General features: G+C 70.5%; 18 protein-coding genes. 13 read left to right on the top strand and 5 right to left on the bottom strand.

The window, feature by feature from the left end:
- Positions 1-17: 17 nt before the first annotated feature.
- The 8 genes from PKF00_RS16125 to PKF00_RS16090 all read left to right on the top strand — a co-directional run bounded on the left by PKF00_RS16125 (position 18) and on the right by PKF00_RS16090 (position 7,473).
- Positions 18-1,028, top strand: a complete 1,011-nt coding sequence (locus PKF00_RS16125) for an ABC transporter permease (protein ID WP_271218333.1) — start codon at positions 18-20, stop codon at positions 1,026-1,028.
- Between the two features lie 71 nt (positions 1,029-1,099).
- Positions 1,100-2,878: an ABC transporter substrate-binding protein gene (locus PKF00_RS16120; protein ID WP_271218332.1), complete on the top strand. Its 1,779-nt coding sequence runs from the start codon at positions 1,100-1,102 to the stop codon at positions 2,876-2,878.
- 78 nt (positions 2,879-2,956) lie between these two features.
- Positions 2,957-3,970 (top strand): ABC transporter permease, encoded by a 1,014-nt coding sequence (locus tag PKF00_RS16115; protein ID WP_271218331.1) that lies wholly within the window; start codon positions 2,957-2,959, stop codon positions 3,968-3,970.
- Positions 3,967-5,010, top strand: a complete 1,044-nt coding sequence (locus PKF00_RS16110) for an ABC transporter ATP-binding protein (RefSeq protein WP_271218330.1) — start codon at positions 3,967-3,969, stop codon at positions 5,008-5,010. Before PKF00_RS16115 ends, PKF00_RS16110 begins: the two co-directional genes overlap by 4 nt.
- Positions 5,011-5,071: 61 nt before the next feature.
- Positions 5,072-6,124: an ABC transporter ATP-binding protein gene (locus PKF00_RS16105; RefSeq protein WP_271218329.1), complete on the top strand. Its 1,053-nt coding sequence runs from the start codon at positions 5,072-5,074 to the stop codon at positions 6,122-6,124.
- A gap of 88 nt (positions 6,125-6,212) precedes the next feature.
- Positions 6,213-6,497 carry a hypothetical protein gene (locus tag PKF00_RS16100; protein ID WP_271218328.1) on the top strand — a complete coding sequence of 95 codons (285 nt, stop codon included), beginning with the start codon at positions 6,213-6,215 and terminating at the stop codon, positions 6,495-6,497.
- A gap of 126 nt (positions 6,498-6,623) precedes the next feature.
- Positions 6,624-6,851 carry a LysR substrate-binding domain-containing protein gene (locus PKF00_RS16095; RefSeq protein WP_271218327.1) on the top strand — a complete coding sequence of 76 codons (228 nt, stop codon included), beginning with the start codon at positions 6,624-6,626 and terminating at the stop codon, positions 6,849-6,851.
- A 139-nt stretch (positions 6,852-6,990) separates the two neighbouring features.
- Positions 6,991-7,473, top strand: a complete 483-nt coding sequence (locus PKF00_RS16090) for a hypothetical protein (protein ID WP_271218326.1) — start codon at positions 6,991-6,993, stop codon at positions 7,471-7,473.
- Positions 7,474-7,609: 136 nt separating this feature from the next.
- Here the strand turns inward: PKF00_RS16090 and PKF00_RS16085 are convergent, their stop codons facing one another.
- From PKF00_RS16085 to PKF00_RS16075, 3 genes are all read right to left on the bottom strand, one after another.
- Entirely contained in the window at positions 7,610-8,293 is a 684-nt protein-coding gene (locus tag PKF00_RS16085; RefSeq protein ID WP_271218325.1) for a response regulator, read from the bottom strand.
- Positions 8,293-9,492, bottom strand: a complete 1,200-nt coding sequence (locus PKF00_RS16080; protein ID WP_271218324.1) for a sensor histidine kinase — start codon at positions 9,490-9,492, stop codon at positions 8,293-8,295. Before PKF00_RS16080 ends, PKF00_RS16085 begins: the two co-directional genes overlap by 1 nt.
- 96 nt (positions 9,493-9,588) lie before the next feature.
- A complete protein-coding gene (locus PKF00_RS16075; protein WP_271218323.1) occupies positions 9,589-10,458 on the bottom strand; it encodes a RecB family exonuclease in 870 nt (289 codons plus the stop codon).
- A 169-nt stretch (positions 10,459-10,627) separates the two neighbouring features.
- On the opposite strand from PKF00_RS16075, the gene PKF00_RS16070 reads away from it, so the two are divergent.
- The 4 genes from PKF00_RS16070 (at position 10,628) to PKF00_RS16055 (ending at position 15,456) form a co-directional block, all read left to right on the top strand.
- Positions 10,628-11,719, top strand: coding sequence for a site-2 protease family protein (locus PKF00_RS16070; protein WP_271218477.1), 1,092 nt, complete (start codon positions 10,628-10,630; stop codon positions 11,717-11,719).
- A gap of 210 nt (positions 11,720-11,929) precedes the next feature.
- Positions 11,930-13,465: a hypothetical protein gene (locus tag PKF00_RS16065; RefSeq protein WP_271218322.1), complete on the top strand. Its 1,536-nt coding sequence runs from the start codon at positions 11,930-11,932 to the stop codon at positions 13,463-13,465.
- A gap of 36 nt (positions 13,466-13,501) precedes the next feature.
- The gene (locus tag PKF00_RS16060; RefSeq protein WP_271218321.1) at positions 13,502-13,939 is read left to right on the top strand and encodes a hypothetical protein; all 438 of its coding nucleotides are present in this window, start codon (positions 13,502-13,504) and stop codon (positions 13,937-13,939) included.
- Positions 13,936-15,456, top strand: a complete 1,521-nt coding sequence (locus PKF00_RS16055; protein ID WP_271218320.1) for an FHA domain-containing protein — start codon at positions 13,936-13,938, stop codon at positions 15,454-15,456. The genes PKF00_RS16060 and PKF00_RS16055 overlap by 4 nt, the downstream gene beginning before the upstream one ends.
- 73 nt (positions 15,457-15,529) lie before the next feature.
- Here the strand turns inward: PKF00_RS16055 and PKF00_RS16050 are convergent, their stop codons facing one another.
- Complete coding sequence (locus PKF00_RS16050; protein ID WP_271218319.1) at positions 15,530-17,593, bottom strand: cation:proton antiporter; 2,064 nt, start codon at positions 17,591-17,593, stop codon at positions 15,530-15,532.
- Between the two features lie 111 nt (positions 17,594-17,704).
- Between PKF00_RS16050 and PKF00_RS16045 the strand changes: the two genes are divergently transcribed.
- Positions 17,705-18,493 (top strand): serine/threonine-protein kinase, encoded by a 789-nt coding sequence (locus PKF00_RS16045; protein WP_271218318.1) that lies wholly within the window; start codon positions 17,705-17,707, stop codon positions 18,491-18,493.
- On the opposite strand, the gene PKF00_RS16040 is transcribed toward PKF00_RS16045, so the two are convergent.
- Positions 18,475-19,074: a TetR/AcrR family transcriptional regulator gene (locus PKF00_RS16040; protein WP_271218317.1), complete on the bottom strand. Its 600-nt coding sequence runs from the start codon at positions 19,072-19,074 to the stop codon at positions 18,475-18,477. The genes PKF00_RS16045 and PKF00_RS16040 overlap by 19 nt on opposite strands.
- Between the last annotated feature and the right edge of the window lie 32 nt (positions 19,075-19,106).

Raw genomic sequence — 19,106 nt, 5'->3', positions numbered from 1 at the left:
TCCAGGGGGCCACTGGTATGACCGCACCGCTCGATGTCTCAGGGCAGGCCATGGAGGCCAAGCCCGAGGCCGTTCTTGAAGGGGCGGGCGGAAAGGCCATCGAAGGCCGTTCGCTCGGCCGCATCGCGTGGATGCGTCTCAAGCGCGACAAGGCGGCGATCATCGGCGCCTTCGTCGTGCTCTTCCTGACCCTGGTCGCCATCTTCGCCGAGCGACCCTTCGGCGGGCTGATCGCGCTGTTCGGCGACTCGCCGAACATCCCGAACAACGACCTCATCGACCCGCTCACCAGCGCCCCCATCGGAGCGTGGGGCGGGATAAGCCTGGAGCACCCGTTCGGCCTCGAGCCGGTCAACGGGCGGGACCTCTTCGCCAGGATCCTGTCCGGCGCCCAGATCTCGCTGCTGGTGGCCTTCCTGGCGACGCTGTTGTCGGTGGTGGTCGGCTCGCTGATGGGCGTGCTCGCCGGGTTCTTCGGCGGCTGGGTCGACACGGTCATCAGCAGGCTGATGGACGTCTTCCTGGCCTTCCCGCTGCTGCTGTTCGCCATCGCCATCGTGGGCGCGCTGCCCGACCGGGCTCTCGGCCTCTCGGGCAACGGTCTGCGGATCGCGGTCATCGTGTTCATCATCGGCTTCTTCAGCTGGCCCTACATCGCGCGCATCGTGCGAGGCCAGACGCTGTCGCTGCGCGAGCGTGAGTTCGTGGACGCCGCGCGGTCGCTGGGGGCCGGCAACGGCTACATCATCTTCCGTGAGATGCTGCCGAACCTCGTGGCTCCGATCCTCGTCTACGCGACGCTGCTCATCCCTACGAACATCCTCTTCGAGGCCGCGCTGTCGTTCCTCGGCGTCGGGGTCAACGAGCCCCAGGCCTCATGGGGAGGCATGCTCACCCGGGCGGTCGACTACTACCAGATCGCTCCCCACTTCATGATCGTCCCGGGTCTCGCGATCTTCATTACCGTGATGGCCTTCAACCTGCTGGGCGACGGGCTTCGGGACGCCCTCGACCCGCGCGCCCGGTAGTCGAAACGCGACCGTCGCGCATCTCATCTCCCTAAATCACCGCCACTCATGACAAGGGGTGTACCACCACGATGAGGAAAACCAACGCCCTGGCGCTCGCCGCGCTGGGTACCGTGCTGACCATGGGGCTTGCCGCCTGCGGCGGCACGGCCGGTGGCGGTGGCAACACGTCCTCCGGGAACAACGCCACTGGTGACGCGGCCTCGGCCGCCAAGCACAACGACGCCTACACCAAGGTCGTCAACCCCTCGGACGCCAAGGGCGGCACGCTCAAGTACGCGCTGTCCGACGAGCCGGACTCGATGGACCCGGGCAACACCTACTACGCCTGGAACTGGAACTTCTCGCGTCTGTACTCCCGTCCCCTGATGACCTACACCGCCCAGCCCGGCGAGGCGGGCCTGAAGCTGGTCCCCGACCTGGCGGAGGCCCCCGGCGAGGTCAGCGCCGACGGCAAGACCTGGACCTACAAGCTCAAGAAGGGCATCAAGTACGACGACGGCACCGAGGTCAAGGCCGCCGACGTCAAGTACGCCATCGCCCGCAGCAACTTCACCGACGAGCTCACCGACGGTCCGAAGTACTTCGCGCAGTACCTCGACTCGGGTGACTACAAGGGTCCCTACAAGGACAAGGACCTCAACAACTTCAAGGGCGTCGAGACCCCCGACGACTACACCGTCGTCTTCAAGCTGAAGGCGCCGTTCTCCGAGTTCGACTTCCTGGCCGCCAACCCGCAGTCCGCTCCGGTGCCGCAGGCCAAGGACACCGGCGTCGACTACGAGAAGGCCGTCGTCTCGACCGGTCCCTACAAGTTCGAGAGCCACGAGGTCGGCAAGCAGCTCAACCTCGTCAGGAACACGAACTGGGACCCGGCGACCGACAGCGTCCGCAAGCAGCTGCCCGACCGCATCGAGGTCCAGTTCAAGCAGAACGCCGAGGACATCGACAACCGCCTGATCGCCGGGCAGATCCAGGTCGACCTGGCGGGCACGGGTCTGCAGTCCGCGGGCCGCGCCAAGATCGTCAACGACGCCAAGCTGAAGGACTCCACGGACAACCCCTTCACGCCGTTCAACCGGTACGCGATGATCTCGACGAAGGTCAAGCCGTTCGACAACATCGACTGCCGCAAGGCCGTGCAGTACGCCACCGACAAGGTCGCCACCCAGGCGCCGTGGGGCGGCCCGCTCGGCGGTGAGATCGGCACCACCGCGATGACCCCGACCACGGTCGGCTACAAGGCGTTCGACCTGTACCCCAACGGCGCCGACCACAAGGGTGACCTGGCCAAGGCCAAGGAGGCCCTGGCGGCCTGCGGTCAGCCGAACGGCTTCGAGGCCAACGTCGCGGTCCGCGGTGACCGCACCAAGGAGGTCCAGGTCGCCGAGGCCCTGCAGGCCTCGCTCGACCGGGTCGGCATCAAGCTGACCATCAAGAAGTACCCCTCGGGTGACTGGAGCGCGCAGTACGCCGGCAAGCCGGACTTCGTGCACAAGAACAACCTGGGCATCATGATCGCAGGCTGGGGCGCCGACTGGCCGTCCGGCTTCGGCTTCCTGTCGCAGATCGTCGACGGCCGCTTCATCAAGGCCTCCGGCAACTACAACATGATGGAGCTCAACGACCCGTCGGTGAACGAGCTGCTCGACAAGGGCATCCAGACCACCGACGCCACGGCTCGCAACGAGATCTGGGCGCAGGTCGACCAGAAGGTCATGGAGTCGGCGGCCTTCATGCCGTTCGTCTACGAGAAGACGCTGATCTTCCGTCCGTCCAACCTGACCAACGTGTACGTGCACCCCGCCTGGGGGATGTACGACTACACGTGGCTCGGCGTCAAGCAGTAGTCCTTCTCTAAGCCAAAGGCAGGTGAAGGCCTGACGGTGCCCGGGAGCGATCCTCCCGGGCACCCCGGCCGAACGATCGTGGTCGCTTTCATCGTCCGCCGCGTGATCGCCGCCGTGCTGATGCTCGCCGTCGTCAGCATGGCCACCTTCGCGATCTTCTTCCTCATCCCGCGCGCCCTGGGGCAGACCCCCGAGGGCATGGCGTCGCGTTACGTCGGGCGGGACGCCACACCTGAGGCGATTCAGGGAGCAGTCAAGCGGCTGCATCTGGATGATCCGCTCATCGTCCAGTACGGACGGTTCGCCAAGGGCATCGTCGCCGGTGAGGATTACTCCCTCGGCCCGAAGAAGGCCGAGTGCCCCGCGCCCTGCTTCGGCTTCTCCTTCAACAACAACCAGCCGGTCTGGCCGACGCTTGTCGACCGCCTTCCCGCGACGCTCTCGCTCGCCCTGGGCGCGGCGGTCCTGTGGCTCGTCACCGGCGTCAGCATCGGCGTCGTCTCCGCGCTGAAACGCGGCAGCGTCCTCGACAGGGCGGCCATGACGGTGGCGCTGGCGGGCGTGTCGCTGCCGATCTACTTCACCGGCCTGGTCTCCCTGTCGGTGTTCGCCTACACGCTGGGCATCTTCCCCGGCGGCGGCAGTTACACCCCGATCACGGAGAACCCCGTCATGTGGTTCCAGGCGCTCGTGCTGCCCTGGATCACCCTGGCCTTCCTCTACGCCGCCCTCTACGCCCGGCTCACCAGGGCCGGCATGCTGGAGACGATGGGCGAGGACTACATCCGCACGGCCCGCGCCAAGGGCCTCAAGGAGAGCACGGTCGTCACCAAGCACGCCCTGCGCGCCACGCTGACCCCGATCCTCACCATCTTCGGCCTCGATCTGGGCCTGCTGCTGGGCGGCGCGGTGCTCACCGAGAGCACCTTCTCCATCCAGGGCGTCGGCAAGCTGGTCATCGACGCGATCCGCGGCAACGACCTGCCCGTGGTGCTGGGCGTGACCCTGTTCGCGGCCTTCTTCATCGTCCTGGCCAACCTCATCGTGGACATCCTGTACGCGGTGGTCGACCCGAGGGTGAGGCTCTCATGACGTCTCCGGCACCCGAGGCCTTCCTCGAACTGCGCGACCTGCGCATCCACTTCCCGACCGAGGACGGCCTGGTCAAGTCCGTCGACGGCCTGTCGTACAAGCTGGAGCGGGGCAAGACCCTCGGCATCGTGGGCGAGTCGGGCTCCGGCAAGAGCGTGACCAGCCTGGGCATCCTGGGCCTGCACAAGGGGGGCAGGGCGAAGATCTCCGGTGAGATCTGGCTGGACGGCGAGGAGCTGGTCGGCGCGAGCGCCGACCACGTGCGGACGCTGCGCGGCAAGAAGATGGCGATGATCTTCCAGGATCCGCTGTCCGCGATGCACCCCTACTACTCCGTGGGGGCGCAGATCGTCGAGGCCTACCGGATCCACCACAAGGTCAGCAAGGCGGTCGCCCGCAAGCACGCGATCGACATGCTCGGCCGGGTCGGCATCCCGCAGCCGGACAGGCGGGTCGACGACTTCCCCCACCAGTTCTCCGGCGGCATGCGCCAGCGCGCGATGATCGCCATGGCGCTCTCCTGCGACCCCGAGCTGCTGATCGCCGACGAGCCGACCACGGCCCTCGACGTGACCGTCCAGGCGCAGATCCTGGACCTCATGACCGACCTCCAGCGCGAGTTCAACTCCGCGTTGATCATCATCACCCACGACCTCGGCGTGGTGGCCGAGCTGTCCGACGACATCCTGGTGATGTACGGCGGCAAGTGCGTCGAGTACGGCTCGGCCGAGGACATCTTCTACCGCCCCGAGCACCCCTACACGTGGGGTCTGCTGGGATCGATGCCCCGCCTCGACCGCGAGCCGACCGAGCGCCTGCTCCCGATCAAGGGCACCCCGCCCTCACTGATCAACGTGCCGTCCGGCTGCGCCTTCAACCCCAGGTGCGTCTACGCGGACCGTACCGAGGGGAAGTCCACCTCGCAGGTGCCCGAGCTGCTGGAGACCGAGGGCGGTCACCTGGTCCGCTGCCACCTGCCCCGCACGGAGCGGCGGTCCATCTGGGACAACGAGATCAAGCCGATGATGGAGAGCACGTGAGCGAGCGTAGCCAGCGAGCAGGTGGGCGCACGGGATGCCCGCGAGTGACGGGAGAGGGCGCGTGACCTCCGCAGACGAGAAGGGCGCGGCCGGTCCCGAGGTCCTGCTGTCCGTCCAGGGGCTCCAGAAACACTTCCCGGTGACCAAGGGCCTGCTCCGCCGCCAGGTCGGCGCGGTCAAGGCCGTCGACGGGGTCAGCTTCGACGTCCGCAAGGGTGAGACGCTCGGCCTGGTCGGCGAGTCCGGCTGCGGCAAGAGCACCACCGGCAGGCTGATCACCCGCCTGCTCGAGCCGACGGGCGGAAAGATCCTCTTCGAGGGGCACGACCTCACCCACATGTCGCAGTCGAAGATCCGCCCGCTCCGCCGCGACGTGCAAATGATCTTCCAGGACCCCTACTCCTCGCTCAACCCCCGCCACACGGTCGGCGCCATCGTCGGCGCGCCCTTCCGCATCCAGGGGATCAAGTCCGAGCAGGGCACGAAGAAGGCGGTCCAGGACATCCTGGAGCTGGTCGGCCTCAACCCCGAGCACTACAACCGCTACCCGCACGAGTTCTCCGGCGGCCAGCGTCAGCGCATCGGCATCGCCCGCACGCTCGCGCTCAAGCCCAAGCTCATCATCGCCGACGAGCCGGTCTCCGCGCTGGACGTGTCGATCCAGGCCCAGGTGGTCAACCTCCTGGAGGACCTGCAGAACGAGCTCGACCTGACCTACGTCATCGTCGCGCACGACCTGTCGGTCATCCGGCACATCAGCGACCGGGTGGCGGTCATGTACCTCGGCAAGATCGTCGAGCTGGCGGACCGCAAGTCCCTGTACGACTCGCCCATGCACCCCTACACCAACGCCCTGATGTCGGCGGTGCCGGTGCCCGACCCGGCCCGCCGCAAGGACCGCGAGCGCATCCGGCTCCAGGGCGACGTGCCGAGCCCGCTCAACCCGCCGTCCGCCTGCCGCTTCCACACCCGCTGCTGGAAGGCGCAGGAGATCTGCAAGACGGTCGAGCCGCCGCTGCTCGAGTTGGCCCCCCGGCACCAGGTGGCCTGCCACTTCCCGGAGAACGCTCCGGACGTGGGCGAGACCACGCCCGCGGTGACCGTCTCCGCCTGACCCGCCGCATGTCTGTCCCGTACGGCCCGGCCGTACGGGACAGGCCGCTTTCCCGGGGCGGCGGCTCCTGGTCCGCGACCGCGACGGCGTGCGCCCGACCGAGCTGGGCGGCCTGCTGCTCGCCCACGCGGTGGTCGTGACGACCGTCGTCGACGAGTTCGAGGCCCTTCTGGCGGGGGAGGCCTCCGGGCTGACCGTGGGCTTCATGGGCGAGGCCGCGGGCACGCTCACCTCCCGCCTGCTCGACGGGGCACGGCGCGCCTCCGGCAGGGAGATACGGCTGCGCCGCTTCGACTTCGACGACCCGTCCTGCGGGCTGCTGACGGGGGCCAGCGACCTGGCCGTGGTGTGGCCGTGGTGTGGCCGCCGCTGATCACGGGAGACAGCCTGGAGACGCGGCTCCTCGCCGAGGACAGACGCGCCGTCGCCGTGCCGGTCGGCGACCCGCTCGCCGGGCTCGCCGTGGCCGGCCGCCGACCTGGACGGCAGAGTCTGGGTGGTGCCGCGCAGCCCGGACCCGATCGAGGAAACCCTGGAACTGGTCGCGGCGGGCCGGGGCGTCGCGCTGCTCTCCGAGGGGACCGACGAGCACTACGCTCGCGCCGGAGTGGTCTTCGTGCTGCTGTCAGGCGGCCTCACGTGCACCACCGCCGTCGCCTGGCGGCGCGACACCCGTCCTGTGCTGGCCCGTGCCCTGGAGGCTCTGGACGGCGGTGACGTCCTCTGATCCGAAGCCTGCCGTACAGGATTTCGGGCCGATGGGGACATTGACGCTAAGATCGCCAGTCATGCAACGTTTGAGTGGAGTGTTGATTGGTGCCGTCTTTGGGATGGTATTTGTAGCCATCAATGCGCATGATCCTCTTGTGCCCGTCGTTGGAACCGTCCTTCGCTGGGGTGCGGGCCTCGGGCTCGTGAGCGTGATCGTCATGTGGTTCCTCGCGGGGCGGCGGACCAGGGGTGCGACCGCGACGGGAGAGGCCGGGGGCGACAGCCGCGGCGGCATGTTCAATCGCAGATATGTCGTGATCGTCGTGCTTGAGGCGGTGGCCCTGTTCGGCGGCATCCAGGTGCTGCGCCTCCTGGGATGGGCGCCGCAGGCGGGGGTGGCCTGGACCGCGCTGGTCGTCGGCGTGCACTTCGTCGCGCTCTGGCCGGTATGGCGGGAGGTCAGCATCCTGATCCCCGGGATCGGGCTCGTGGCACTCGGCCTCGCGGGACTCGTCATGGTGTGGACGCAGGCCGTGGAGTGGGTGCCGTTCGTGAGTGGGGTGCTGTCGGGGCTGGTGCTGCTGGCGGGGTCGGTCTTCTACGCGCGGAAGGAACTGCGCGCGCTGGTTCCCCGATAGGCCGGTCCCCGGCTCCGTGGCAGGTCGTTTCCGTCGCCTGCGCGTCTTCGGTCCCGTACGGCCCGGCGCCGGGCGCGAACGTCCCCTCCGGTGCGGCGGCCGTCGGTTTCGGCGGCGGCCCGGTCCAAGGAGCGCCTCAGGGGATGGCGCCCGGGGTGATCAGGCCCGTCTCGTAGGCGAGGACCACGGCCTGGACGCGGTCGCGCAGGCCGAGTTTGGTCAGCACGTTGCCGACGTGGGTCTTGACCGTCGTCTCGCTCACCACCAGCGTGGCGGCGATCTCCGCGTTCGACATGCCCCTGGCGATCAGCCGCAGCACCTCGAGCTCGCGTTCGGTGAGCCGGTCGAGGCGGGCGGGGGTGGACTGCTGGTAGGCCGAGGGCAGGCGGGCCCCGAACTTGTCCAGCAGCCTGCGGGTGACGCTCGGCGCGACGATGGCCTCCCCGGCCGCGACCACCCGGATGGCCTGGACCAGCTCGTCGGGCGGGACGTCCTTGAGCAGGAAGCCGCTGGCCCCGGCGCGCAGCGCCTCGACGATGTACTCGTCGAGGTCGAAGGTCGTCAGCACCAGCACCCTGGGCACGTGCGCCCCGCCCGTCGCCTCGCGGACGATCCGCCGGGTCGCCTCGATGCCGTCGACGCCCGGCATCCGGATGTCCATCAGCACCACGTCGGGCAGCAGCGCCCGTGACTGCTCCTGGGCCGCCTTGCCGTCCCCGGCCTCGCCGACCACGGTGACGTCGGGCTCGGCCTCGAGGATGAGGCGGAAACCGGTGCGCAGCAGTGGCTGGTCGTCAACCAGCAGCACTCTGATCGTCATCACACGTCCTTGAGGGGAAACCGGGCATTGACCTCGAATCCACCCTCTGGACGCGGGCCGATCCTCAGGACTCCACCATAGAGGGCCACGCGCTCGCGGATGCCGACCAACCCGTGACCGGTCCGCTCGCCGGTCTGCTCACCGGGGCGCGCGCCGCCGGCCCCCTGACCGTCGTCCTCGACCCGTACGGCCAGCTGGCCGTGCTCGTGCCGTACCGTGACCCAGGCTCGGGCGAGGGGGCCCGCGTGCCGCAGGCTGTTGGTCAGAGCCTCCTGGACCAGCCTGTAGGCGGCCAGGTCGACGCCGGGGGGCAACGCTCCCCGCTCGCCCTCGATCCACAGCTGCGTCCGCAGGCCGGCCTCGCGCATCTGCTCGACCAGCGTGGGGATCTCGCCCACCCCCGGTTGAGGGTTCCGCTCGGCGGGCGCGGCGTCGGTCCTGAGCACGCCCACGATGTTGCGCATCTCCGCCATCGCGGTCCGGCCCATCTCCTCGATCGCCGACAGCGCCTCCAGGGCCCCGTCGGGGTTGGTCGCCAGCACCCGGCGCGCGGCCGAGGCCTGGACGGTCATCACGCTCACGTGGTGGGCGACCACGTCGTGCAGTTCCCTGGCGATGCGGGAGCGCTCCTCGACCCTGGCCGCCCGGGTGTCGGCCTCCCTGGCCCGTTCCGTGCGCTCGGCCCGGTCGCGCAGCTCCGCCATGTAGGCCCTGCGGAGCCTGGCGCTCCGTCCGGTGATCCATACCGTGACGGTGAGGACGGCCGCCAGCAGGTGGACCGTCCAGTCGCCGAGCCCGCCGTCGGCCGCCGTGGAGGCGACGTGACAGGCGAGGCTCCACGCCAGCGCGCCCAGGCTGAGCGCCAGGCCGCGGTGGGCGGCGACGGTGTAGACCAGCACCAGCGCGGCGGGCCAGAGCGGAAGGGCGCCCAGGCCCAGCGACGCCGTGGCGACACTCGCCAGGCCGACCAGGAGCAGCATGGGGAACGGCCTGCGGCGGCGCAGGGTCAGGGACAGGCAGCCCGCCACGGCCAGGCCCAGCCCCAGGCCGCCGGGCTCTCCTGGGCGCCCCTGGGCGGCGGGAGGGAGGGGGGAGGCGTAGAGCGCCGCGGACGCCGCCAACACCACCGCCAAAGCCGCGTCGGGGACCAACGGGTGGTCGCGGAGCCAGGCCCGCGGGCCGCCTGGGGTGTTGCGCACACAATCAATGTAGGCGTCCCACCCCCGCGACCACCCTGCTGCGGGTGGATATCGCCCTCATACCCGCGGATGACCCGGCGGGCCGGGCCCGGCCGCTCAGAGTTCGTCGGTCGCGGCCCTGGGGGCGCGCCTGGTGCTGCGCACGGTGTCGCCGGGCTGCCGTTCGGGCAGCGGCGGGGGAGTGCCGCCGTACTGCGGGCACAGGTCCTTGTAATGACACCAGTCGCACAGGCGGCTCGGCCTCGGGGGCCACTCGCCGGTCTCCATCGCCCGTTCGATGGCCGTCCACAGGGCCCGCACCTTGCGCTCGGTGGCGAGCAGGTCCGCCTCGTCCGGGGCGTAGCGCAGGACCTCGCCTCCGCCGCCGAGGTACATCAGCTGCAGCAGGCGGGGCACGGCCCCGTGCAGCCGCCACAGCGTCAGCGCGTAGAACTTCATCTGGAACAGCGCCTTGGCCTCGAAGGCGGGGCCGGGCGCGCTGCCCGTCTTGTAGTCGACCACGCGCACCTCGCCGGTCGGCGCGACGTCGAGGCGGTCGATGTAGCCGCGCAGCATGAGGCCGTTGTCCAGCACCGCCTGCACGTAGAGCTCCCGCTCCGCGGGCTCCAGACAGGTGGGGTCCTCCAGCGTGAAGTAGCGCTCCAGCATGGCGCGGGCCTGGGAGAGCCACTCCGTCCGCTCCGCCTCGTCGGCGAACATGTCGCCGTAGGAGGGCTCCTCGGCCAGCAGCCTGTGCCACTGCGGTTCGAGCAGCCCGAGCGCCGCGCCCACCGTGCGCTCCCCGGCGGGCAGGTCGTAGAGACGCTCCAGCACCGAGTGGACCATCGTGCCGCGCACCGCGGCCGGCGACGGCGGCTCCGGCAGCCGGTCGATCACCCGGAAGCGGTAGAGCAGCGGGCACGTCATGAAGTCACCGGCGCGGGACGGCGACAGCGCTCCGATGATCGTGGGCTCGGTCAGTGACATGTCCGCACTGTAGGTCACGGTGACGACAGTTTGGGCCCGAGGTTGGCCTCGGGACGTCTGCCGGTGGCGCGAGGGCGCGTAGCATCGAGGCCTGAAGGCGAAGTGAGCGAGGAACGGTGAGCCAGCGGTGAGCAGCGACAGCCCACGCCAGGACAACCCAGGACTGCGGATGGGGCGGCCGTTCGGCATTCCCGTCTACGTCTCGCCGACCTGGTTCATCGTGGCGGCGTTCATCACCTTCACCTTCCAGCAGCTGGTGAGCTCGTGGCTGCCGGACCTGAGCACCCCGCTGACCTACGTCGTCTCCTTCGCCTTCGCGGTGCTGCTGTACCTCTCGGTGCTCCTGCACGAGCTGGCGCACTGCGTGGTCGCCAGGATGTACGGCCTGCCCGTCCGCCGCATCACCCTCTACCTGCTCGGCGGCGTCTCGGAGATCGAGCGCGAGCCGGAGACCCCCGGCAGGGAGTTCATGGTCGCCTTCGCCGGGCCGCTGCTCTCCCTGGGGCTGGCCGCCGTCGGCTTCTTCGCCTACCGGTTCATCGACCCGGCCAGCATCACGGGCGTCCTCGTCCTGCAGCTGTGGTGGGCCAACCTGATCGTCGGGATCTTCAACCTGCTGCCGGGGCTGCCGCTCGACGGCGGACGCATGCTGCGGGCGGGAGTCTGGAAGGCCACCAGCAACGCGGGTTCGGGCACCGTGGTCGCGGCCTGGGTCGGCCGGGTGCTGGCCGTCGCCCTGGTCGCGGTGCCCGTCGGCCTGGCGCTGATCAGCGGGCAGGCGCCGAGCCCGAGCATGCTCATCTGGTCGATCCTGCTGGCCTCCTTCATCTGGCTCGGCGCGACCCAGTCGCTGCGCGGCGCCCGGGTGCGGGCGCGCATCCCGCAGGTGAACGCCCGTGCCCTGGCCAGGCGCGCCATCCCGGTGACCGGTGACGTGCCGCTGGCCGAGGCGCTGCGAAGGGCCGCGGAGGCGCAGGCGGGGGCGATGGTCGTGGTCGACCACGAGGGCCGCCCCACGGGGATCGTCAACGAGGTCGCGGTCGAGGCCACCCCGGAGAACCGCCGTCCCTGGGTGACGGCGGGCTCACTGGCGCGCAACCTCGAACCGTCCCTGGTGCTGGCCGCCGACCTGTCGGGGGAGGCCCTGATCGACGCCATGCGCGAGGCGCCCGCGGGGGAGTACCTCCTGGTCGAGCGCGGCGGTGAGATCTTCGGGGTGCTGGCGACCTCGGACGTGAACCGGGTCTTCAGCGGGGTCTAGCCCCCGCTGCGCGGCGCGGGCGAAACATCCGAAGGACGAGAAGACCAGCGCGAACCACTGAGGGTCTTCGGACGTCTGACTTGGTGTGCACCGATACGGTACGGCGGACCGAAGTGAGTCGGACAGGTCCGGCCCTCTCGTTTTCGGCGCGCACCACGACTAGTGTTCTGGCCAACCCACCCGGTTGCCATGTATCCAAGGGAAGCACAATTGGCACCCCCCAACACGCCGGCCCCGGCCGGTGACCTGACCCCGGAGCTGCTCGGCGCCGCCGAATGGAGCGACCAGATGGTCGCCGCCGCAGGGATCCCCATGTACGACATCCCCTTCCTCACGGTCGGCGGAGGCATGGGCTCCTTCGTGACGCTCGACTACCTGCGGATCTACGGGGTCCCCACCTCCCAGATGAAGGTGGTCTCCAACATCGACACCCCGTGGCAGACCTACGAGTTCCTCACCAGGTGCTCGCAGATCCCCCGGAGTGAGCGGATCCGCTCCGACTCGGCCTCGCGCCCCGACAACATCTGGGGCTTCCCCTCCTACGGCCTGCAGGAGACCTGGAAGGACAAGACCCCCGCCTACCTGTGGCAGCTGCTGACCGAGCCGCTGCTGAACGACTACTGGACGCCGCGCGCCGGCACGGTCTTCGAGAGCCTCGAACGCGAGGCCAAGCGCATCGGCTACTGGGACATGCTGGTCAAGGGCCAGGTCCGGATGGTCAGGCGCAGGGTGGGCGGCGGCTACTTCACCGTCGTCACCCCGCCCGAGGGCGCGGCGCCGACCAAGCGCATCATCTTCCGCTCGCGCTTCGTGCACCTCGCGGTCGGCTACCCGGGCCTGAAGTTCCTGCCGGACCTGCAGGAGTTCCGGACCAAGCACAACGACTACCAGCACGTCGTGAACGCCTACGAGCCCCATGAGCAGGTCTACGAGTTCCTCAAGACCCGCCCCGGCACGGTCGTCATCAGGGGCGGCGGCATCGTCGCCTCCCGGGTGCTGCAACGTCTGTTCGACGACAGGAAGAAGTACGGTCTCCAGACCCAGATCGTGCACATCTTCCGGACCTTCGTCTCCGGCTCGCACGGCCCGCACATCTGGGCCCGCCGCAAGGGCGGCGACGGCTGGGCCTACCAGGGCTTCAACTACCCCAAGTCGGTGTGGGGCGGCCAGCTGAAGGCGCAGATGCGCAAGCTGGAGGGCGCCGAGCGCGCCGCGAAGTACAAGGAGATGGGCGGCACCAACACCCCCTACCGCAGGCACTGGCAGGAGCAGATGCGCGCGGGCCGCAGCGGCGGCTACTACCACCCCGTGCAGGGCACCGTCGACCGCGTGGAACGCTCGAAGGACGGGCGGCTGGTCAGCTACGTGCGCAGCGGCGACGGCATCGTCCGCGAGCCGGTCTCCGACTACATCATCGACTGCACCGGTCTCGAGGCCGACATCTCCGAGCACAGGATCTTCGCGGACCTGCTCCAGAACAGCGGCGCCCACCGCAACCCGGTCGGCAGGCTCGAGGTCGAGCGTCACTTCGAGGTGAAGGGCACGGCCAGCGGCGACGGCGCCCTCTACGCCTCGGGGTCCGCCACGCTCGGCGGTTACTTCCCCGGAGTCGACACCTTCCTCGGGCTGCAGGTCGCGGCCCAGGAGATCGCCGACGATCTGGCGAGGCGGGGCTTCGTCAGGAAGATGGGACCGTTGCGGTCGACGTCGCAGTGGTTCAAATGGGCCTTCAACACGCCGCTGTGAGCGGTCCTACGCCGCCGTAAGGAGAGTAGTTCCCCCGTGGTTCCGACTTTGTCAGGGCGCATCCAGACGCGCCTGTTCCTGCTCGCCACCGTGGGCGTCATCGTCACACTGCTGATCGTTCCCCTGCTGCCCGGCCCCGCGAGGCCGCTCGGCGGCCGTTACGTCAACGCGTTGCTGATCCTGCTGGCGGTGGCCGTGCTAGGGGTCGTCTGGGAGCTGATCTATCACTTCCTCATGCAGTTCAGGTGGGAGAAGGACTGGCCGACGCTGTTCGGTTTGCTGACGCTCGTTCCTGAAGGCCTTCTGCTGTACTTTTTGCTACGGTCCGGTGCGGTTGATTTCATTGACCCGGTCCCATCTGCCGCGTTCTGGATGCATTTCACCGTCGTCTGGATCTGTGTGTGGCTGGTGGCGAACGGGCCGATGCGGGTGCCGTTCATCCGATGGCGTTTTCGGGGAGGGAGAGTTCTGTGACCGACGAGGGCTTCGGAGTGGTGCGTCCACTTCCGGGCAACGGCCTGGTCGCCCATGTGGGTGGCCTGCTGCTGGTGTGTGACGCGGCCGAGGCCGTCGTGGAAGACCTGCTGGGCGCGCTCAGGGAGACCGCGGCCTCAGGAGGGGACGGTCGTGCGCTGGCTCGTCGCGTCGCGCAGGTCCTGGCGGTCATGATGGGCGAGCCCGTCGCGTGCGCCGTCGCGGGTCCGGTGTCGGGAGGAGTGGCCGTCCTGGTCAGCGGTCCCGCGTTCGCCTCGGTCACCGGTTCGGCCGGTGAGGTCCAGCTGGCCGGGCGCGACGCGCTCACCTGGTCCGACCGGCTGGTGCCCGGTCCGGTGAGCCGGGTCGAGCTGCGCCTTCCGGAGGCCGGCGAGGCCCATCCGCTCGTCCGGCTGGACAGCGGCGTGATCGCCGGCGGCGGTGTCGTGTGCGATCCCGCCGAGGCGGGAGCGCAGACCCCGGGCGTCCAGCGCCACGAGCCCAGGGCGGAGTCGCGGGCCGAGCCCGTCCCGCAGGCCGCCCAGCCGCAGGCGCCCCAGGCGGAGGCCGTCCCGCCCGCCGCGGAGCGGTCCTCTGCACAGCCGGAGGCGGCGTCCGCGCCCGCCTCCTCCCCTTCCGACTGGTCGGCGCCTCCGCCCGCCTCCTCTCCCTCCGACTGGTCGGCCCCCTCCTCCGCTCCTTCTTCCTACCCGGAGTGGTCGGCGTCTCCGGTGGACAGCGCACCGCCCGCCCCCTATCCGATGGGGTCCGCCGACCACTACGCCTCGGCTCCGCCGCAGCCCGCCGCGCCCCAGTCGTGGCACTCCGAGCCCGTGCCGGGGCTCCCCCTCCAGGGAACCGCGCCCGGCCACGGCTCCGGCATGATCCAGCACGAGGACGTGGAGCCCGCCAGGGCGGGCGGCGACCCGGCGGACGTCCGGGACCAGCCCTTCGAGTACGAACTGCTGACGCCGGGCGCCCAGCAGAGCCCGGCGGACTCCCCGGCCCCGCAGGGGCAGCAGGACGAGCAGCCCGAGTCGAGGCCGCTCGTCTACGGAGTCGACTGCAAGAACGACCACTTCAACGACCCGCGCGTGCCGTACTGCGCGGTCTGCGGCATCGCGCTGGTGCAGCGCACGCTCGTTCCCTACAAGGGGCCGCGCCCGCCGCTGGGCGTGCTCCTCCTCGACGACGGCATGACGCTCCGCCTCGACACCGACTACCTGGTCGGGCGCGACCCGGAGCGGGCTCCCGAGACCGCCGACGGCTCCGTGCGCCCCGCCAAGGTCACCAGCCCCGACGGCTCGGTCTCCCGGCGTCACCTGCGAGTGGCCCTGGACGGATGGGACGTCAACCTGGTGGACCTGGGCTCGGTGAACGGCACCCAGATCCAGCCGCCCGGCGACCCCAACTTCTACGACATCCCGCCGAACGAACCGGTCGCCATCCTGCCCGGTACGACCGTCCGCATCGGCGTCTCCCGCACGATGCGCTACGAGTCGCACCGCAACCGCTAGCGGGCGCCGCAAGGCTCGCAGAGGCCGACAGAGGCCCGCAGAGGCACAGCGGGTCCAGCGGCCCGTCGGCGGATCACCCTCCGCGAGAGACGTCCGCCGGAACCGGGGCCGCTGCGTCCTGGTCCCGCGTGGCCGGCGCACGCGGGGCGGAGAGGGCGGAGACGAACGCCGTCCAGTCGACCGGATCGGCGTCCCGCTCGGCGCGGACCAGCAGGTGCGCGCCCTCACCGGGCTCCCCGCCGGCCCCGCCCGGGTCAGGGGCCACGACCAGCGCGCCGTCGGGGACCGGTCCCGAGGTCGCGGCGACCCCGAGTCTGGCCAGCCGCCTGGCCAGGGCGGAGGCCCGCCCTCCGCCCTCGACGACCAACGGGCGTCCGCCCAGGAGCGCGAGGGAGAGCGCCACACGAGCGGCGCTCTCGCCGCCGGAGCCGTGACGGACCGCGACCGGCCCCGCGGGCAGGCCGGGTGAGGGCCAGGGGAATCCGGGCGAGGACGCCGTCACCACGGGACAGACGGCCCCGTCGCGGATCTCGGCGTGGCCGGGGGTTCCCGCGGGCAGCAGCACGAGGTCGGGGCCGACCCCGGCGACCAGCTCGGGCAGCTCCGCGCCGACGTCGGCGCTGAACCGGCTCACCACCCTGGCCTCGCAGCCGTGCGCGCGGACGACGCCCGCGAGGGCCTCCAGCTCGTGAAGGCTCTCGGCCAGCTCGGCGAGCTCGGAGGACAGGCCCGTCCCGAGCTCGAGACGGCCGTTCGGGTAGGGCCGCAGGTGGGCGAGGATCACCTCTGAGGGGGACGAGACCCGCGCCAGGGTGGCCGCCAGCTCGGCCAGCGGAGCCCGCTCGCCGGGAGCGTCGGGCACGACGAGCAGCACACGGTGGGCGGCGGTCGCGCCGAGGGCGGCGCGCTCGGCCTCCTCGAGGTCGCGGGCCACCCGGCGGTCGGGGTAGATCCTGCGCAGCAGCGGCCCCGTCATCGCCGTGGTGAGCAGCGCCATCACCACCATCAGCGAGTACAGCTCGTTGTCGAGCACGCCCTTCTGCAGGCCGACGCTGAGGATGACGATCTCGGTCAGTCCCCGGGTGTTGAGCAGGGTGGCGATCGCCCACGCCTGGCGGCCGGGCAGCCGCGTCCGCGCCGCGGCGTACGATCCCAGCAGCTTGCCGCCGATCGCGACCGCCAGGATCGCGGCCAGCGTCCCCAGGCTGGACAGGTCCAGCGCGCGGAGGTCGACGTTGAGCCCGGCGACCACGAAGAACATCGGCAGCAGCAGGAGCACGGCGAGCTGTTCGAGACGTTCCAGGATCTCGTGGTTGAGGCGTTCCGCCCCCGTGCGGGGCATCACGGCGCCGAAGACGAAGGCCCCGAAGATGAAGTGCACGTGCATCCACTCGGTGGCCCAGGCCGAGGAGATGAGGCCGATGAGCACCAGCGACAGCAGCCCGGGAGTCAGCCTGCCCGCCTTCTCGTAGGCGGGCACCATGCGGGCCAGCAGCGGCCTGACCACCAGGAACATCACCAGCGCGTACGGCACGGCCAGCATGACCTTCCACTGCCCCTCGCCCTCTCCCGCGCCCGCGAGGCCGACGACCACGGCCAGCACGGTCCAGGCGAGCACGTCGATGACGGCGGCGGAGGCCAGGGAGAGACCGCCGATGGTGATGCGCTGCATGCCCCGGTCGGTGAGGACGCGGGCCAGCACGGGGAAGGCGGTCGCCGCCATCGCGGCGCCCATGAACAGCACGAACGGCAGCGTCTTGCCACCGCTCACGTGGTCGCCCGAGATGCCCCAGGCCAGCGCGCAGCCGAGCACGAACGGCACGATCGTCGAGCCGAGCGCGATGGTGACCGCGATCCTGCCCTTGCCCCTGACCAGCTTCTGATCCAGCTCGAGGCCGACGACGAACATGAACAGCACCAGCCCGACGTTGGCCAGGGCCTGCAGCGGGGGCCGCATCTCGGGCCCGAACAGCCGCTCGCCCAGGACGGGGCCGAGCAGGGTCGGCCCGAGCAGGATGCCCGCCACGATCTCCCCGACGACCGGCGGCTGGCCGAGCCGTCTGGCGACGGCCCCGAACAGCCGCGCGGAGACGAGGACGACCACGAGGTCGAGCAGCAGCAGATCGACGTGGAGCACTGACCGGCCCGCTTCCCCTGAGTAACGAAAAGCCCTGAGAATGACCAAGGTGACGTTACCGTCTGTGGAGTGTCGCCGCGAGCGTCATGTGATACGTCGAGGGGAGACGTGGTGGAGGGCATCGCCGACTACGAGTTCGTCCGTCCGCTGGGGGCGGGCAACCATGGCGAGTTCTATCTGGCGAGAAGGCCGAAGCGGCTGCCGGTCGAGGTCGACCTGGTGGCCGTGAAAGTGGTCGGAGGAACGGGAGCGGACGCCTTCAGGCGGGCGACCAGAGAGCTTAAGGCGTTCGCCGCGGTGCGTTCGCCGTACCTCGTGACGCTCTACGACGCCGGGCAGCAGGGCGGGGTGTTCTACTACTCGATGGAGTATCTCCCCGGCGGCTCCCTTGGGCGGCCCGCGGAGCCGCCGTCGCGGGAGCGGGTGCTGCGCGCGGTCGCGTGCGCGGCCCACGCCGCCCAGGCGCTGCACGAGGAGGGCATCGTGCACCGTGACATCCGCCCGGGCAACGTGCTGCTCACCGAGACCGGGGGCAAGCTGTCCGACCTGGGCCTGTCGCAGGTGCTGTCGCCGGGGGCGACGGTGACGGGGATGGGCGACATCGGGTCGGTCGAGTTCACCGACCCCGCGCTGCTGCAGGGGGAACGGCCGGCCCCCGCGGGGGACGTGTGGTCGCTCGGCGCGACGCTGCACTGGGCGGTGACCCGCGCCGGTCTGTACGGCGAGCTGCCCGTCCACGATCCGCTGCTGACCCTGCGCAAGGTCTACGCCACGCCGCCGTCGGTCAACGGCGACCTGGAGCCCGAACTGTCGGAGCTCGTCCAGGCGTGCATCGGGGACGCGGCCAAGCGGCCGACCGCCAGGGGGGTCGCCGACCGCCTCTACGCGCTGCTGGCCTGAAGCCGGTCCAGCTCGGCGCGGAGCAGTCGTTCCACGCGTTCCGCGCCGAGCCTTTCCGGGTACAGCAGCCGGTGCACGCTCAGCCCGTCGACCAGGGCCAGCAGCCGCTCCGTGACGTCGCCGAGGTCCTCGGAGGTTTCGATCTCCCCGGCCTCGGCCGCCGCGCCGAGCAGGCTGCGCACCAGATAGCGGAGCTCCTCGGCGTCGGCCCGCTGGGCCCGCAGCATCGCCGGGCTGCTCAGGCTCCGGCTCCAGAAGCCGATCTCCAGCCCGCTCTCCCCGGCGCGCTCGTCGTCCAGCGGCAGGTTGTCCAGCAGTAGCTCGCGCAGCGCGGCCATTCCGCGCAGGCCCCCCAGCTTGGCCCGCAGCCGTTCGGCGACGCGGCGGTGCGAGGAGCGCAGCGCCGAGAGCATGATGTCGTCCTTGTCGGCGAAGTAGTGGGTCAGCACGCCGTTGGAGTAGCCGGCCTCCCTGGCGATGGCCCTGGTCGTCGCCGCCTCGATGCCCTCGCGCAGGATGACGCGGCGGGCGGCCTCGACGACCTCCTCGCGGCGTCCCTCATGATCGACGATCTTCGGCAATCCGTCCTCCCCGGTCGTTGACATGGTATTCG

This window comes from Streptosporangium carneum (genome assembly GCF_027922005.1).
Taxonomy (GTDB): Bacteria; Actinomycetota; Actinomycetes; order Streptosporangiales; family Streptosporangiaceae; genus Streptosporangium; species Streptosporangium carneum.
This window is presented reverse-complemented; position numbering and strand designations above follow the sequence as displayed.

Excerpts from the sequence above, each read along its gene's own strand:
- PKF00_RS16120 (WP_271218332.1), top strand. The coding sequence starts at position 1,100 with ATGAGGAAAACCAACGCCCTGGCGCTCGCCGCGCTGGGTACCGTGCTG.
- PKF00_RS16125 (WP_271218333.1), top strand. The coding sequence starts at position 18 with ATGACCGCACCGCTCGATGTCTCAGGGCAGGCCATGGAGGCCAAGCCC.
- PKF00_RS16085 (WP_271218325.1), bottom strand. The coding sequence starts at position 8,293 with ATGACGATCAGAGTGCTGCTGGTTGACGACCAGCCACTGCTGCGCACC.
- PKF00_RS16110 (WP_271218330.1), top strand. The coding sequence starts at position 3,967 with ATGACGTCTCCGGCACCCGAGGCCTTCCTCGAACTGCGCGACCTGCGC.
- PKF00_RS16075 (WP_271218323.1), bottom strand. The coding sequence starts at position 10,458 with ATGTCACTGACCGAGCCCACGATCATCGGAGCGCTGTCGCCGTCCCGC.
- PKF00_RS16070 (WP_271218477.1), top strand. The coding sequence starts at position 10,628 with ATGGGGCGGCCGTTCGGCATTCCCGTCTACGTCTCGCCGACCTGGTTC.